Annotated in this window: 11 protein-coding genes; 1 reads left to right on the top strand and 10 read right to left on the bottom strand. The window is 63.9% G+C overall.

Going from position 1 to position 16,211, the window contains the following annotated elements; translation table 11 throughout:
- Positions 1–83: 83 nt before the first annotated feature.
- From ACZ75I_RS15765 to ACZ75I_RS15810, 10 genes are all read right to left on the bottom strand, one after another.
- On the bottom strand, positions 84–830 hold the full coding sequence (locus ACZ75I_RS15765; RefSeq protein ID WP_472958251.1) for a hypothetical protein: 747 nt from the start codon (positions 828–830) through the stop codon (positions 84–86).
- Positions 831–899: 69 nt separating this feature from the next.
- On the bottom strand, positions 900–5,618 hold the full coding sequence (locus ACZ75I_RS15770; RefSeq protein WP_472958252.1) for an ESPR-type extended signal peptide-containing protein: 4,719 nt from the start codon (positions 5,616–5,618) through the stop codon (positions 900–902).
- 66 nt (positions 5,619–5,684) lie between these two features.
- Positions 5,685–6,395 (bottom strand): pilus assembly protein, encoded by a 711-nt coding sequence (locus tag ACZ75I_RS15775; RefSeq protein ID WP_472958253.1) that lies wholly within the window; start codon positions 6,393–6,395, stop codon positions 5,685–5,687.
- A gap of 18 nt (positions 6,396–6,413) precedes the next feature.
- Positions 6,414–7,544: a CfaE/CblD family pilus tip adhesin gene (locus tag ACZ75I_RS15780; protein WP_472958255.1), complete on the bottom strand. Its 1,131-nt coding sequence runs from the start codon at positions 7,542–7,544 to the stop codon at positions 6,414–6,416.
- Positions 7,541–10,267, bottom strand: a complete 2,727-nt coding sequence (locus ACZ75I_RS15785) for a TcfC E-set like domain-containing protein (protein WP_472958257.1) — start codon at positions 10,265–10,267, stop codon at positions 7,541–7,543. The genes ACZ75I_RS15780 and ACZ75I_RS15785 overlap by 4 nt, the downstream gene beginning before the upstream one ends.
- Positions 10,268–10,319: 52 nt before the next feature.
- A complete protein-coding gene (locus tag ACZ75I_RS15790) occupies positions 10,320–10,829 on the bottom strand; it encodes a CS1 type fimbrial major subunit (protein WP_180867313.1) in 510 nt (169 codons plus the stop codon).
- Between the two features lie 281 nt (positions 10,830–11,110).
- On the bottom strand, positions 11,111–11,473 hold the full coding sequence (locus tag ACZ75I_RS15795) for a NirD/YgiW/YdeI family stress tolerance protein (RefSeq protein ID WP_180867309.1): 363 nt from the start codon (positions 11,471–11,473) through the stop codon (positions 11,111–11,113).
- Between the two features lie 318 nt (positions 11,474–11,791).
- Positions 11,792–13,069 (bottom strand): citrate synthase, encoded by a 1,278-nt coding sequence (locus ACZ75I_RS15800; RefSeq protein ID WP_472958259.1) that lies wholly within the window; start codon positions 13,067–13,069, stop codon positions 11,792–11,794.
- 296 nt (positions 13,070–13,365) lie between these two features.
- A complete protein-coding gene (locus ACZ75I_RS15805) occupies positions 13,366–13,608 on the bottom strand; it encodes a type B 50S ribosomal protein L31 (RefSeq protein ID WP_005410871.1) in 243 nt (80 codons plus the stop codon).
- 88 nt (positions 13,609–13,696) lie between these two features.
- Complete coding sequence (locus ACZ75I_RS15810) at positions 13,697–14,635, bottom strand: nucleoside hydrolase (RefSeq protein WP_005418952.1); 939 nt, start codon at positions 14,633–14,635, stop codon at positions 13,697–13,699.
- A 228-nt stretch (positions 14,636–14,863) separates the two neighbouring features.
- Between ACZ75I_RS15810 and ACZ75I_RS15815 the strand changes: the two genes are divergently transcribed.
- On the top strand, positions 14,864–16,192 hold the full coding sequence (locus ACZ75I_RS15815; protein WP_057502246.1) for a Fic family protein: 1,329 nt from the start codon (positions 14,864–14,866) through the stop codon (positions 16,190–16,192).
- Positions 16,193–16,211 lie beyond the last annotated feature (19 nt).

A 16,211-nucleotide genomic window follows, 5' to 3' on the forward strand; every position in this document is an offset into this window, starting at 1 on the left:
TGGTCCGCACGGTGCATCAGGCATCCGGACACCTGACCGAAGAGCAGCCGAGCATGGCTCGGCTCTACAGGAGGTGCATTGCCCTACCAGACATCATGGTGTTGCTCCTCCGTTTCATCGCCAAGCAGGCGCATCAACCAGGGCGCTCCCACCCGCTGCGGATACGCCATCATCATCCGCGCGTGCATGTTCTGCAGATCGCCCAGCAACCAGGTCTGGTTGTAGACATCGCCGAACGGATCGGACCACGCCGTCTGTATCCGCGCGCGCTCACCGCCGTTGAGGTTGGGCATCCTGTCCAGCGGGATTTCCAGTACCGGCTCCAGCGCCCGGTTGATGGCCGCGTTCTCCGCCTCCGCCGCACGCATGAGTTCCAGCCGATGGCTCACCTGCCAGCACGGGAAAGGGAAGCAGCTTCCCGTGGCATCGATGTACGTCGCGATGTCGGCCAGCATGTGGGCCTTCAGCTGCCACACCATCGCACTGTCCAGCAGCTGCCGCACCCGCAGTGTGCGCAGCGTGCCGGCACGGACATCCTCCGGGGTGGTGAACGGTTCGCCCGGGGTTGGGCCGCCATGCCGCACCAGCACGATGCGATGGATCGCCTCCTGGGTGATGTTCTCCACGCGCAGCGCGGCCGCCTCCGGATGCACGCGCGGCGGCGGCACACTCGATACCCGCCAGGTGTACCAGGCCGCCAAGCCCATGCCCGCCACGCACAGCAGGGCGAACAGCAGCCAGCGGTCCAGATTGCGGGTGTAGTAGTAATACCGCGCCCGCCAAAGGTAGAACGTGCGGTAGCTGATGAACCGGCTTACCCATCGATACATTGCCATCTCCTCGGCAAGGACCCCGGCGCGGCGGGGTTCATTACGCGCACCACGCCGGGGCTGCATGGCTTACCAGCCGATGCCCACGCCGACACCCATGCTGCGTTCGCCGCTGTTGGTGAACGCCCCATTGAGGCTGAAGGTGGCCGAGCCCTTCTCGTTGAGCACACGCTGGTAGCCCACTGCCATCGCCGACTCACCCTCGCTGTAGCCCACGCCCGCGCCGAGGCGGTTGTAGGTGGCCAGGCCGGCGGTGTTCATCGCCATCGCGGTCTGCGCGCTGCTCATCGCCGCCATGCGGTTGAAGCGCTTGTCCATCTTGTCCAGGCGACGCTCGAAGTTGCTGATCGCGCCATCGGTGTACTCGTTGGCACGGGCCAGCATCTTCTCCAGTTCAGCGGTGTCGACCTGCGGCTTGGGCGTGTCGTCCTTCTTCGACTTCGGCTGCGGCGCGGGCTTCTCACCCTCGCCTGCCGACGCCACCTGCTGGCCGCCTTCGGCCAGCGGCACCGGCACTTCCGGTTCGGGCACCGACGCGACGGCCATTGCCCGCGGCTGCGGTGCATCGATGCGCTCTTCCAGGCCATCGATACGGCCGTTGAGCTGCTGCTGCATCGAATGCAGCTGGCCACCATTGACCGCGTCGCGGCTGCCGGCGGCGATCAGGCCGTTGGCCACGTTGGAGATGACCATGCCGTGGGTTCCGGCGAGGGTGAGCTGGTTGAGACCGTCGGCGCGGACCGAGGGCGTGTCCTGGAACACGCTGCGCAGCTGCGACTCGACCTGGTTCACGCGCGAGCGGTTGCTGATCACCGCGCCGTCGAGCGCTTCCAATGCACCATTGAGCGTGGACTGAGACTGGCCTTGCACGGTGAAGCTGGAACCGACGATATTGCCGTTGGCATCGACTTCGCTGCCGAGGGCGGACAGTGCATCGCGCAGCTGGCCGACGGTGGCGGCGTTGTGGTTGGCGGTGCCGTTGGCGATGTTTACGAGGCGGCGTTGAATGCTCCCGCTACCAAACGAAGCCGTACCTTTCTCAGTTGCCACTGCACCAACTCCCAACGCGAGGGAGCCGTCTGCACCCTTAAGGACCATAGCGCTCTCCCCAATGGCAATGCCGTTACGTTCCCACACCTGCGCACCAGCTCCCACGGCAAAGCCACCACTCGAATCTTCGGAGACCCAAGACCCACGTCCAAGAGCGACCGAATTCACCCCCAGCGCAGCTGCGTAGGAGCCAATGGCTGTTCCACCGTCAACTCCCGTTCGGGCAGAGTCGCCAATTGCCACTCCGAGGAAGCCGGCCAACGCGCCTTCACTAAGCTCATCTGTATCGATCTTGAAGAAGCGGTGCTGATCCTCAATCTGCGATACCCGATCGCTAACACTGAATAACTGGCGCCCAGTAACTACATCTCGACTGTCCACGGAGAGCGAGCCGTCGGCCACACCAGTCAAGCGCGCACCACCGTAGTCGATGACGCCCGCATCCAATCCACGCATTGCCCGCTCGCCCATCTCCCGCTCCTTGCGCATCGCCTCCAGATCATTTCGATTCTGCGAGATCTTCTGCTCTGCGGCGTACAGCTGATTGCCCGTTACGGCATCACGGCTTCCAGGCGCCACCCGACCGTCAGCCAGATTGGCCAACACCATGCCGTTCGCGCCACTCAGCTCGATCTGGCTCCTGCCATCGCCACGGGCCGAGGGTGAATCCTGGAAGATCGAGTTGAGCTGGCCTTCCACCATGTCCGCACGGCGGCCTGCGGTGATGACAGCACCATCGAGGGCCATCAACGCGTCCTCAACGGTGTTCTGCGTACCGCCCTGCACCGAGTAGGTCGGCGCAACGATGTTGCCGCTGGCGTCCATGCTTGCGCTGCCGCCGAGCGTGGCGAGGGAGTCCTTGAGTTGGGAAACCGTAGTGACATTGTGCTCAGCCGTGCCACGAGCGACATTCACGAGGCGGCGCCACGTACCATTAGTACCGAAGGATGCGGTGTCAGCCTCTGTTGCTTCAGCTCCTGAGCCAAGTGCCATAGCCCTCGTTGCTCCAGCGCGAACCTTAGCCGCCGCACCAATTGCGACGCCGCCCACTTCATCCACCTGGGCTCCGGCTCCCATAGCAAAGCCATTTAGAGAGTCTTTCGAAACGGTTGAACCTCGACCGACAGCTACAGAATTGATGCCATCCGCTAGAGAGAACGAGCCCAGCGCGGTTCCCCCCTCGCCTCCGGTCTTCGCAGAATCGCCGATGGCCACGCCTAGCACATTCGCTTCCGCAGGCTGACTGAACGCATCCGTTCCAACACTGAAATACCGGTTAATTTCCTCTAGAGCCGAAACTCGACCATTAGTTTGGTGCAGCTGTCTCCCAGCCACAGCCTCTGTACTGGTCGTGCTCAATGCTGCGTCAGCAACTCCACTGATCTTTCGACTGGCATCTGCACTGTTTCGCACGTCCAGCACCGTTCCGCTGTTCTTCTCGCCCAGGCGGACATTACCGCTGGCGGCGGTCTGGCTGACCAGCCCTTCCAGCGCACTCGTGCTGACCAGCGCCTTGGCAGCATCTGCCTTCGCAACCATTGCATCCGCCTGCGCGGCCGTAGCCGCTTTCTCCACGGCAGCGACCTGCACGTTGGTGGCATTGAGCTGCTTGCCGTTGACCGCTTCATTGCTGCTGTCACCCAAGTCGCCGTCAGCCACACCGACAACCTTCCGGCTGGCGTTGGCACTGTTGCGCACGTCCAGTACGGTGCCGCTGTTCTTCCCACCCAAACGGACATTGCCGCTGGCGGCGGTCTGAGAGACCAGGCCGGCGAGCGCGGTCGTCTCGGTCAGTGCCTTGGCGGCGTCGACCTTGGCGGCGTTGGCTGCCGTCTGCGCGCTCGTGGCCGTGCTCTGCGCGGTGGATACGGCCTGGTTGGTCGCGAACAGCTGATTGCCGGTGATGGCATCGGTACTGCCATTGCTGACCGCGCCATCGGCAATGTACTGGATCTTGCGCTTGAGAGTGGCACTGCCCACCGATACGGAGTTGACGGACGCCGTCACTGAGCCGGCACCCAATGCCACTGCATTGTCATGGCGGGCGTTGGCCCGGTCACCCAGTGCAACGGCGCTGGTGTTGGCCGATACCGCAAGATTGCCCAACGCGGTGGCGAACTGCGCCTTGGCCTCGCTGCCACGCCCCAGCGCAGTGGACTGCTTTGCTGTGGCTTTGCTCAGGTACCCCATTGCAGTGGCATGCTCGGCGGCCGCATTGGCATCACCGCCTATGGCAATGGAGAAGTTTCCGCTCGCGATGGCTCGGAAGCCGGTCGCGACCGCGCCGTTTGCGCTGCGCGTGTTCGCTCCGATGGACACGCCGGCATTCTGGTTGTTCACCTTGTTGCCCTCTGCATCGACGCCGGCCAGCGCATCGAACCCGAGTGCGACACTGCGACCGTTGTAGGCCTTGGCGTTGTTGCCGATGGCGGTGCTGATACCGTAGCTGCCCGACTCTGCAACTGCGCCCTTGCCCAGCGCCAGGGTGGTGGCATCGATACGGTTGGTGGCCGACTGGGCGAGCGTACGGACGTCGGCAAGGTCTCCCTTTACAGTTCCCACTGCCGATTCCACTGTCCCCAGCCTGGTGTTCGTGGCGTTGAGCTGCCGGCCATTCACGGCATCCGTACTGCTTGTCGTCAACGTTCCATCAGAAACGCCACTCACTTTTCGCGTCGCCAACACTGCATTGCGCATGCTGACTTCCGTGCCGGTATTGCTGTTGGCAATACGCACTATGCCGCTCGCGGAATCCTGCTTGATCAAGCCATCGACCCGCTCGTTCATCGCATGCAGTTGCTTGCCGGTAACGGCATCTGAGCTGGAAGCCGTGATGCGGCCGTCTTCCACGTTCACAATCCGCCGTCGCAGCGTGGAACTGCCCACAGAGACAGTATTCACTTCGGTTGCGGAAGAACGCACACCCAGCGCAACTGCTCCTTGCGCGGCTGCCGACGCACCGTAGCCCAGGGCTACGCCATCAATGCGCGCCTCGGCGCCACCGCCTATGGCGATTGCACCGGTGTAACCCGGCGTCCCGGCCTTCGCAGCAGCACCAATGGCGATGCCGGACGTGCCGCCGCCGGTATCAACCGAGGCTTTGCTGCCCAAGGCTACGCCATCAACGCCATTGGCAAATGCGTTCGCGCCCATTGCAACCGCATTCTCGCTCTGTGACAACGAGCCACTGCCGATCGCAAGCGCGTTCTGACGCGTTGCCGCAGCGCTGTTTCCGAATGCGGTGGAGCCGATTCCCTTGCCGTAGGCATTGGCGCCTACAACCGTGCTGTGACCACCATTGGCAGTCGCGTTGTAGCCCACGGCAACACTGTCTACGCCGTTGATGGTGGCCTTGTAGCCAAACGCGGATCCATAGTTGCCAACGATCCGGCTTTGGTGTCCGAAACCCGCCCCCCAGCTGCCACTCAGATACGTCCCGCCACCAATGATCAGATACTCTTTCGCATCGGCCGCAGCGTTAGCCCACAAGGTTCCATCGGTCTGACCCGCATGTGGAAGGCAGCGAAGATAGTTGGAACCAGAGTCAAGGACCGAGCAGCCATAGTAGTCAACTCCTGCGGTCGCATCCTGCATGGCGGCTGTAGCCGTCAACGCGACCACCAGTACTGGAATCAGCCTGCGCGGGCCGCTGGTGCTTCCTTTTACTACAGCCAGCTCGCTGGCTACCTCCCAGCACCCCTTGGCCCGGTTCCAGATACGTCGATAGATTCGATTCATGGTCTTTCTCCTTAACAGTTTGCGGAAAAGACATCCCGCGCCATGCGCGGGACGCAGGGAGGGGGATCAACTGGACTGGATGGCCACGTCCTGGACATGCTCGCGATAACCGTCCTGGCTGAGCCGGTAGCGCAGGCGCAGCGAATTGCCCGGCTGCGGCTGGAACGGCAGGGTGAAATCGGCATCCGGGTACAGGCTGTGCGAGAGGTCGTGCGGCGTGCAGACGCCGGCGGCCGTACATTCGGCCGCATGGACGATGCCCACGCGCAGGGTGCCGCTGTTGTGCAGCGTGTTGCCGCGCACCTGCAGGTCGACCACGCCGTCGGCGGGCACCACGTTCACCAGCGCCCCCCACACCAGGCTGACGCCGACGTCGGCGTGCGCAGCGTCTTCGCTGCTTTCCAGTTCAGTGCCTTCCGGGCCGCGCACACCTTCGAAGTACACGCGGTACGCGGTTTCCTTCTGCACCGGCTGCAAAGGGATCAGCCGGATCAGGCGATTGCCACCGCCTGACAGCGCGAACTTGCCGGGCGTAATGGCAATGGCCGAATCGGCGACCTCGATATCCTGCTCCTGTTCGCGGGGCGTTGCCGGGTGGTCGATGCGGCGCAGGCTGGCCTGTACATACTGCGGGCGGGTGGACTGCGAGTAGACGCGGATCTGCGCACCGCGCTTGGCATCCATCGCGGTTCGCATGGGATGGATGGACAGGTTGGCGTGTGCTGCTGGCGCAAGCAGCGCACTCAACGGCAGCATCCAGACGATCAGTTTGTTCATGGCAGGCTCCGTGTGGGATCAGGGTTTGGCGGTGGGGACGCGCAGTTCGACCGTCAGCTCGCCCTCGTAGAGACCGGGGCGCTTGCTGGCGACGGGGGTGGGAGGTGTCAGCAATGTCAGCGGCGTGGGCACGCAATAGACCGGCTGGCTGATACCGGGCAGCTTGACCAGGCGCAGTTCGGCGCTGTCGATGCCATGCAGCAGTTCTTCCACGCCATGCCGCATGCGGATATCGCGCCCGCCGTAGTTCAGGCTGACGTGGTAGTCCAGGCGCTGGCGGTCGTCGCTGCCACCATCGCGATGCCAGACCGCGAAGTCGCTGCCGGGTGGCGGGCGCGGCCCGCTGTCACGCACGGTGACACCGAGGAACTCGCTCTGCGAGCCGAGGCCGTCGTAGAGGCACATCTCCAGCTGCTTGCGGCCGCCCACCATCTGCTTGATGGGGTCGTAGCGCAGGTCCATGTTGACCAGCGGCGCGACGGTGTCGAAGGCAGGAAAGTAGATCGAGATCGCGTCGTAGTCGGTGACAGTGAAATCGAAGTTGAAGGTGGCGGTGGCGACGGGAGCTGCGGCGGGATCGGCCTTGATGTACAGGCGCATCGTGGCCTTCCAGTGGCCTGCGACGAGACGCACCAGCTCTCTTGTGGGAACTGACAGTTTTACGCCAGTACCAATCGGTTGATCTCTACACTCAAACCAACTCGCCGCGTAGAGAAATCGTTGGGTTTTCTCCCAGTAGTCATTGCTGCATACCCGCCCTGACATAATCCTCTGCAGATGCCCAATTGCCCTGATCTCGATGCGCAGGCCCGTTCTCTGCTCGACCATCAAAAGCGAGATTTCGGACTCGCCAATAGTTAGATGTGGAACACCCGCCGTGGGGCATTTACCAAACTCACTATCAGAAGCAGACCCACACACCACATGGATCTGCCCATACTTCATCGCCACGTCATGACTGAACCCCAGTACCGTCCTCGGCGCCCACAGCACCACGTCACCGGGCACGGCCGAGCGGTCCCACGTCATCACGATGTCCCGGCTTTGGTCGGTGGGATGTGTCTCTGGCGGCCACTGCGCCCACGCCCGTGGCATCAGCACGGCCAGCGCGCACACCAGCATCAACACGAACAACACACGCCGGCTCATGGCGTTCCTCCTGCAGCAGCGGTCTGGGGCGTGGCGGCAATCAGCGCGCGTTCCTGCAGCAGCCGGGTGACGCGGGCCTGCTGGCGGATCTCCGCCGGCAGCTGGGCTACGGCCAGCGGTTCGCAGCGCACGGCACCGACCAGCAGCACCACCTGGCGGCGCTCGCGCACCTGCAGCGGGCAGTGCAGCAGGTGGTCGTCCTGCAGCAGGTACAGCGTTGTCTCGCGACGCGGGAAGTCGGCGACGAAGCCGCCATTGGCGCTGGTGCCGGGTACCGGCGCGTTGAGGATGCGGGCGCCGCCCAGCGGCGCGCCGGCAAGCGTGCGGGCGGTGCCGATGAAGGTATAGGTCACTTCGATCGGCACCGGCATGCGCATCAGCCGCCCCGGCGCCAGGAACATCGGGCGTGCACCGCCCACGCCGCTCACGCGGATGGCGGCCATGCTGGTGTCGTTGCTGGCGTCCTGCAGTTCGGCACGGTGCGACTGGTAGGCGGTCAACGGCAGCAGCCGGCGCTCGCCAATCTGCAGCCGTTGCCGGCCTGCGCCACTCACCTGCAGTTCGGCCGCCACGCCCTGCAGGTCCAGGTCATCGGTGGCGGCTACCTGTACCGCCAGCCCGGCATCGGCGCCGGTGCCTGCGCCCCAGTAGGCCCCCCGCCGGCCCAGCGCGAAGGCGGAGCTGTGCGTGCCGCTGTAAGCGGTCTCGCTGCGGCCATGCTGCTGGTAGTACGCCACGGTGGCGCCGGTCTGTCCGTAGCGGTTCTGCAGCTGCCCGCCCAGCGATGCGCTGTAGCGGTCGTTGTTGTTGGCGCGCAGCTCGGAGGTCAGCTCACGGAACTGCGCGTCCACCTCCTGGCGATAGCTCTGGCCGACGCTGTAGTTGATCTCCGGCCGCTGGTGCTGCGGCTGGCGCATGTCCACCGCATAGCGGCGCTGGCCGTTGCCAACATGGCTGCGCTGCAGGCGGGTGAAGCTTACGTTGAGGTAGATGCCACGGTCGCGCGTGCGGGTGTCGCGGGCACTGTACTGGCTGTGCTGCTGCCACAGGCCCAGCCGCGTGGAGACGCTGAAATCCTGCCAACGATGGCTGCGGCTGAAGCTGGCCTGCCAGGTGCGGCTGAGCTGCGGCTCGCGGTGCGGTTGCAGCGGTTGCGGCGGCAGGAACGGATTCAGTGGCGCCAACGGATCATCGTCACCGGGACGGCTCCAACCGGTGCGCCAGGTCTGGCGCCGGGTATGTCCGAGGTAGGCCGTACCACCGGCGATCGGCAGCGACACCGATCCGCTGAGCGAGTTGGTGCAGCCCAGGCGGTCCCGTGCATCGGCCTCGAACTGGCAGGCCTTGCCACGCATGCGCTGCTGGTAGATGTTCCAGGAGGCGCTGCGGCGGTATGACAGCTGATGCTGCTGGCCGTGGCTGCCATCGCTGCCGCGCATGCCGCTGAAGGTTGCGCGCATCTCCTGCGTGGCCAGCACGCGGCGCAGGTCCACGCGCAGTTCGCCATAGCTGTGCCCGCCCAGATGGGCAACGCCCGCAGTAACGGCCAGGTCGCGTGCCAATGGCACACGCATGCCGGCCACCGCCACCTGTTCGCTGTCGAAGCGGTCGCTGCGGCGCTCGTTGCGGCGGCCACCCTGCACGAACCACTGCCATTGGCTGTCGGTCCAGTCACCGCCCTTGTCGAACGGGGCTTCTTCGGTACGCACCAGCACGCCATCCTCGTAGATGCGCATGCGCACCAGGTAGCTGCCGAACGGGAAGTTGCGGGTATCGATCTGGTTGATGCCGGCCTGCAGGTAGTAGGTCTGCAGCAGGCGCTCGCCGTCGAACACGTCCACGCGCGCATCGCGGGCGAGCAGGACCGTCAGTGGCGAGGCCTGCACGGCAGCATCGCTGTCCACGTAAGCCTGGGTGGTGCCCACGCGGGCACCGTCGAAGCGGTCCAGCGGCAGCATGCTGAAACCGAAGGTGCCGCCCTGTGGGCTGGACAGGTTGCGGCGGTCCATGCGCCCGGCCTGCAGGTAGTACTGCTGGCCCAGGTCATGGCGGTAATAGACGTTGTCGAATTCGAAATGCGCATCGCCACCACTGCTGCGGTAGCGCTGCTGGGTGAAGTACCAGTCGGCGGACATATGGCCCCGCTGGAACAGGCCCAGAACGCCGGTACCGCGCGCACTGAACGACTGGTAGTCACGCCCACCGGTGAGGTTGAGCACCTGCTGGTGCAGGAAAGCGTTCTCGGCATTGCTGCTGAGCGCGTGGAAGCGTTCCGCGGCGGGTTCGCCACCGATCCACTTGCGGGCCACGAACAGGCGCACGGCGCCCTCGCCTTCGTCATACAGCGCGCGCGCGGCCGCAGGGTCTTCCGGGGGATCCAGATAGCCGCAACCGGCCTCGGCGCCACCGAAGCGGCAGGCCAGGTGGCTGTTGCGTGGCAGCGGCTGCGACAGCGCCGGCAGCAGCGCGGCCTGCGCCTCGGCGGACAGGTCCAGTGCCTGCAGCACGCGCGCGGGATCTTCCAGCTGCACGTGCTCCAGGGTGACGCGCACCGGCGACAGCCCGGCCGAGCGGCCGAACAGCTGGATGTCGAGGTGTTCGGTCTGTCCTTCGACCAGGTCTTCGAAACCGGGCGGGACGCCGCGCGCGGCAGCCAGCGGAGTGGACAACGCCAGGGCGAGCGCGACCGCCAGCCGGGTGACGGCGGGAGCGTGTGAGGTCATGGGGGTACCACTGGAGAAGCGGCCGGCCCGGGAGCCGGGCCGGCGCGGGGGATTACGGCGTGGCGGCCTTCTGGTTCAGCACGACGTTGACGATGCCGCTGTAGCGACCCTTGGTGGTGATCGGGGCCGGGGTGGCCTGGGCAATGGTCAACGGCATCGAGATCGAGGCGCCCGGGGTCGAACCGGCACCGGTGAACAGGTCGACTGCCTTGTACTCGATGGCGGCGGCACTCAGTGCGCGATTGTTGAGGCTGATGGTCATCGGCACGGTGGCGCTGCCCGTCTCATTTGCGAGGACAAACGCACCATCGATGCGTGCCTCGATATCTGCGGTTTCGTCGTTGGAGTGGATACGCACGCGCTGGGTGTCCGGAATCAGGCCGCGGAGCGGATCGTGAGTAAGATTGACCACGTCCGGCAGCGGGGTGCCGTCATCACGTAGCAGTGCCAGGGTCGGGTCGACGTCGGCATAGACGGAGATCTTGGTTTCCAGCGCGTGCGCGGACAGCGAAGCAGTGGCCAGCGCTGCAGCGAGCGCGGCTTTCTTGATGATGGCGTGCATGGTTGTCTCTCTCGGACAAAAGGGGAATATGAAAGCTCCCCTCCCCAAGGAGAAAAGGGAGGGGAGCATCGCCCGCGGGGATGGGTGCGGGCGACGGAGAGAATGTTAGAAATCCATTGCCATGCAGGCCATTCAAGCATTCCTAAAACGTTGAACGTTAAGGGAAATTCTTGAATTCGCTCAATGTTTGAGGGTTATGCAATTTCCCTCATCGGTTCAATGCAACAAACCTCATTGCATTGAATGTGTAGAGCCGAACCCACGCTCGGCTGCCGTTCGCTTCAACCTGCGGGCACGACGGTGACGTGATCGACATCGATGTCGGTGGGCTTGAAGCGATGCGTGTCGACCTTGCCACGCAGTTCAACTACGGTGTCGGCGCCAATGGCCTGCGGCGGCAGGTATTCGTCATCGATCTCGACCTCGATCTGGCCGCTGGCATCACGGAACTGGTAGCGCTCGTCACCGATCTTGGCGATGAGGGTGCCACGCAGCACCACCGGATGGTCATCGCGCTGCGCACGTGCGTCAGCGACGGTGCTGGCAGCGGCCCCTGCCCCCGGCCCCGTGTACTGCGCGAAGGCCTGCGGGCTCAGCAGGGCCAGCGGCGTGGCGATGAAAGCGAGGGCGAGCAGTCGGTTCATGGCGTTCTCCATACAGGGGTCAGTACGCACAGGTTCTATCGCCTTCGACGTGATACCCATGCAACAGATCCGAAAAGATGTGAATGCGACGTTCATTGTCAGAGCGCGTTCAGATCCGGAAGCGGGCTCTTGTAGAGCCGAGCCACGCTCGGCTGCGCGGTGTGGACGGGCGCCAGCCGAGCATGGGCTCGGCTCTACAGCGACCATCCGGGAATCGTGCGGACCAACGTTCCGCGGTCGCCATCCGCCGAAGCCGATCAGGACAAAAAAAACGCCCCGCGGATGCGGGGCGTTCTCAGCACAACCTGCTGCGGGCGATCAGCCCTGGTAGTCGCGCACGTCGCTTCCGGTGTAGACCTGGCGCGGACGGCCGATCTTCATTTCCGGATCGACCTGCTGTTCCAGCCAATGCGACACCCAGCCGGAGGTACGGCCCAGGGCGAACATGACGGTGAACATTTCAGTCGGGATCTGCAGCGCCTTGTAGATGATGCCGCTGTAGAAATCGACGTTCGGGTACAGCTTGCGGGCGACGAAGTACTCGTCCTGCAGCGCAGCCTGTTCCAGCTTCACGGCCACGTCCAGCAGCGGATCCTGCACGCCCAGCTGCTTGAGCACCTTGCTGGTCATCTCGCCGATGACCTTGGCGCGCGGGTCGAAGTTCTTGTAGACGCGGTGGCCGAAGCCCATCAGGCGGAAGCCGGAGGTCTTGTCCTTGGCCTTGACCACGGCGGACTCGACGTTGTCGGCGCTGCCGATCTCTTCGAGCATCTTCAGCACGGCTTCGTTGGCACCGCCGTGGGCCGGACCCCACAGCGCGGTGACGCCCGCAGCGACCGACGCGTACGGGTTGGCACCGGTCGAGCCGACCAGGCGCACGGTCGAGGTCGAGGCGTTCTGCTCGTGGTCGGCATGCAGGATGAACAGCAGGTCCAGTGCCTTCACCACGTCCGGGTTCAGGTCGTACTGGCCGTCAGCGGACTCGAAGGTCTGCTTCAGGAAGCGGCTGACGTAGTCCAGAGAGGTGTCCGGCTTGTTGGCCGGCAGGCCCTTGCCGTGGCGGTAGATCAGTGCCGACAGGGTCGGCACCTTGGCGATCAGTCGCACGGCGGCCTTGCGACGCTGCTCGGCGTCGGACAGGTCCAGCGAGTCGTGGTAGATGGCCGACAGCTGCGCGATCGCGGCCGCCAGGATCGCCATCGGGTGGGCATCCTTGGCGAAGCTGCCGATCAGGGTGTTGATCGACTCATCGACGTTGGCTTCGGCGGTCAGCTCATCGGTGAAGGCCTTCAGCTGCTCGGCGCTCGGGCGCTCGCCGTTGATCAGCAGGTAGGCCACTTCGACGTAGCTCGACTTTTCCGACAGCTGTTCGATCGGGTAGCCGCGGTACAGCAGCACGCCCTTGTCGCCGTCGATGTAGGTGACGGCGGACTTGCAGCTGGCCGTCGCGGTGAAGCCGGAATCGTAGGTGAAGAAACCCGTTTCCTTGGTCAGCTTCGCGATGTCGACGCAGTCGTTGCCAAGGGTGGGTTTGATGACGGGCAGAACGACGGACTTATCGCCGGCGTTGAGCGTGACCTGATCAAGATCGGACACTGTGTGCGCTCCTTCATGGGAAGGCGCCTGCCCAAGCGCATTGGTCAGGCACGTGAATGACGTCCTCGGCCTGTGCCGGGGATCATGTCATTATCGCACAGCAGCATTTGTCGGGTGCTAGACGGAAGTCGTATACGACAGGCGGCCAGACACCGGCCGTTGAGCGGCCCGGATCGGCAAAAGCGTTGTCACACGAACGCAGTGTTCCGTCCATCCAAACGCCCGTTGGGTTGGCGTTGGGGAAAAACAAACGGCCGCGCAGAGCGCGGCCGTCGGTTCGAAGCTGGATCGACAGATCAGCGCGCGTAGCGCTTCTGGAACTTGTCGATACGGCCCGAGGTGTCGATGACCTTGTGCTTGCCCGTGTAGAACGGATGCGAAGCCGAGGAAATTTCAACCTTGACCAGCGGGTATTCGTTGCCGTCTTCCCACTGGATGGTTTCCTTCGTCGCCATGGTGGAGCGGGTCAGGATCTTGAAATCGGAGGTGACGTCATGGAAGACGACGTCGCGGTAGTTCGGATGGATATCGGCCTTCATGGGCTCACACCGTAAATGGGCTGGTGGTCAAGAGCGGCATTATAAGCACCGGTTGCCGCTCGGGGCAACCGGTGCGGGGCAACGGACGTCAGTCCGCGCCCAGGGCCTGGCGCACCAGGGCCTCGAAACGCTGCTGGTCGTAGGCCATCAGCAGATCGCAGTTGTCCGGCTGGCCGGTCTGGCGGTTCCAGTCGACGATGGTGGCGCCGCGGCTGAACGTGCCATTCAGCTCGACGTTCAGCGGCCGCGACTCGACCTGCAGCTGCCCTTCCGGATTCAGCGCCCACGCCATGGCCACCGCATCGGCGGTATACCAGCGGCCGCCCTTGGCATCTTCCGACAGCGCGCGGGTCTTGCGCGAGATCAGTTCGTAGAAGCGGGCGCGATCAGAATCGGCCTGCAGCCATTTCTCGGCGTCCTCCAGCGGCAGGCCGTGGGCAACGGTCGCCTCCCAGTCCGACACCAGCAGGTGCTTGAACGAGGTGAACACCACGTGCGCGGCTTCAGGATCGAAGGCAATGTTGAATTCGGCTGCTGGGGTGATGTTGCCGTGGCAGGTAACCGCGCCGCCCATCACCACGATGCGCTTGATGCGCTGGGGCAGGGTCGGGTCCAGCTTCAGTGCCAGCGCCAGATTGGTCAGCGGGCCCAACATCACCAGCATCAGTTCGCCGGCGTGTTCGTGCGACAGGCGCAGGATGGCCAGGGCAGCGTGCTCGGCCTCGGCCTGGCGGCTCGGCGGCGGCAGGTCCACGTCGCCGTAGCCATCACGGCCATGCACGTGGGCAGCGTCAACGGAGGGGTGCAGCAGCGGATCCGGGCTGCCGGCAAACACCGGTACGTCGGGGCGGCCGACGATGTCACAGAGCTTGAGGGCGTTGCGGACGGTGTATTCGAGGCCGACATTGCCAGCGGCGATGGTCAGGGCGACCACGTCGTGCCGTTCATCGGCAAAGGCCATCAGCAGGGCCAGGGCGTCGTCCACACCGGGATCGGTGTCGATCAACAGGGGGATCTTGTGGGTCATTATTGCCGTCTTCAGATCGGCAACGAAGTGTGGACCGGGATGATGACCGTTGCAATACCGCACTATCCCAACGGCATAAAGGTGTCGGGGAGAGCGTGGGCTCCCTTGCCCGCCACTAACGGCCCCGCCCGACTCTTTCACAAAAATGAACAGATTTTGATTGGGCACGCTTGGAGCGCTCAACATCACCTGCTATAAAAAGTAATACATATTTTATAGAAATCTGCCATGAAGCTGCCCATGCCAGCTCCCGATCTGGCAACCCTCACCCGGAAGTACATTGAGACCCTCGGTACCATACTGGACGCCCGGATCGGGCCAGAGGTGAACGGCGCCTATGAGCACTGGGACAAGGTGCGCCACAGAGCGCCACCGGCAGGCCTGAACGCGGAGCAGTGGTGGCTGGGTATCACGTGGACGCGCGCAGCATTGCTGAAGCCGCTACCGCTGTTGCTGGACAAGACGCAGCAACCCTTCAAGCTCGCACTTACCGATTCAATGCAGCGGCACCTGCACTACATTGACCGGGAGGCCGCAGGCTCGGTGAAGGGTGTGGATGCTGCCAGCGGCCAAGGACGGTTCATGATCCGGTCGCTGATCGAGGAAGCGATGACCTCATCGCAGTTGGAGGGCGCCTCAACCACGCGGGCCGTGGCAAAGGAAATGTTGAGCACGGGCCGCGCGCCGCGCGACCAGTCCGAGCGCATGATCTACAACAACTACGTGGCAATGAACGTGATCCGCGAGCGCGGCATACGCCCGATCACTCCCGGCGAGATTCTGGAACTGCACAGCATCCTCACCGACGGCACGCTGGAGCTGCCAACCGACAGCGGGCGTTTCAGAACCGCCGAAGACAACGTTGCGATCTTCGACCGCGGCTCACCGCCTACGCTTCTGCACACCCCTCCTCCGGCCGAGGAAGTGCCTGCACGGATTGAGCGGCTGTGCACGTTCATCAATGAAGAAAGCACACCGTTTGTGCATCCAGTCGCCAAAGCCATCGCACTACATTTCCAGATTGGCTATGACCACCCTTTCGTGGATGGAAATGGCCGTACGGCGCGCGCACTGTTCTACTGGGCAATGATGAATGCCGGGTACTGGATGACCGAGTACTTCTCCATTTCCAGCGTGCTGAAGAAGTCTCCAGGCAAGTACATGCGGGCCTACCTGTACACCGAAAGTGACAACCGGGATCTTGGCTACTTCGTTGCGCAACAACTGGAGGCCATTGAGCAATCGATCCAGGGACTGCATGCCTACATCGCCAGGAAGCATGCAGAGGATCAAGCGGCGCGACGTATGTTGCGAACCGCCCGGCTTGGCGGTATGCAGCTCAATCACCGTCAGCGCGCGTTGCTGGCCAACGCGCTGAAAGATCCTGACCGGACCTACACCGTCGCCAGCCACCAGGCGGCACACACCATTACCTATCCGACCGCATTGAAGGATCTGAATGGATTGGTGGCTGCCGGACTTGTCAGCAAAGAGCGCGTCGGGAAGGCTTCCGAGTATCTCGTGCTTCCCGGCCTTTCGGAACGCTTGGTGTTGTAGATCCACGCCATACGTGGAT

Source organism: Stenotrophomonas sp. X, from assembly GCF_055721025.1.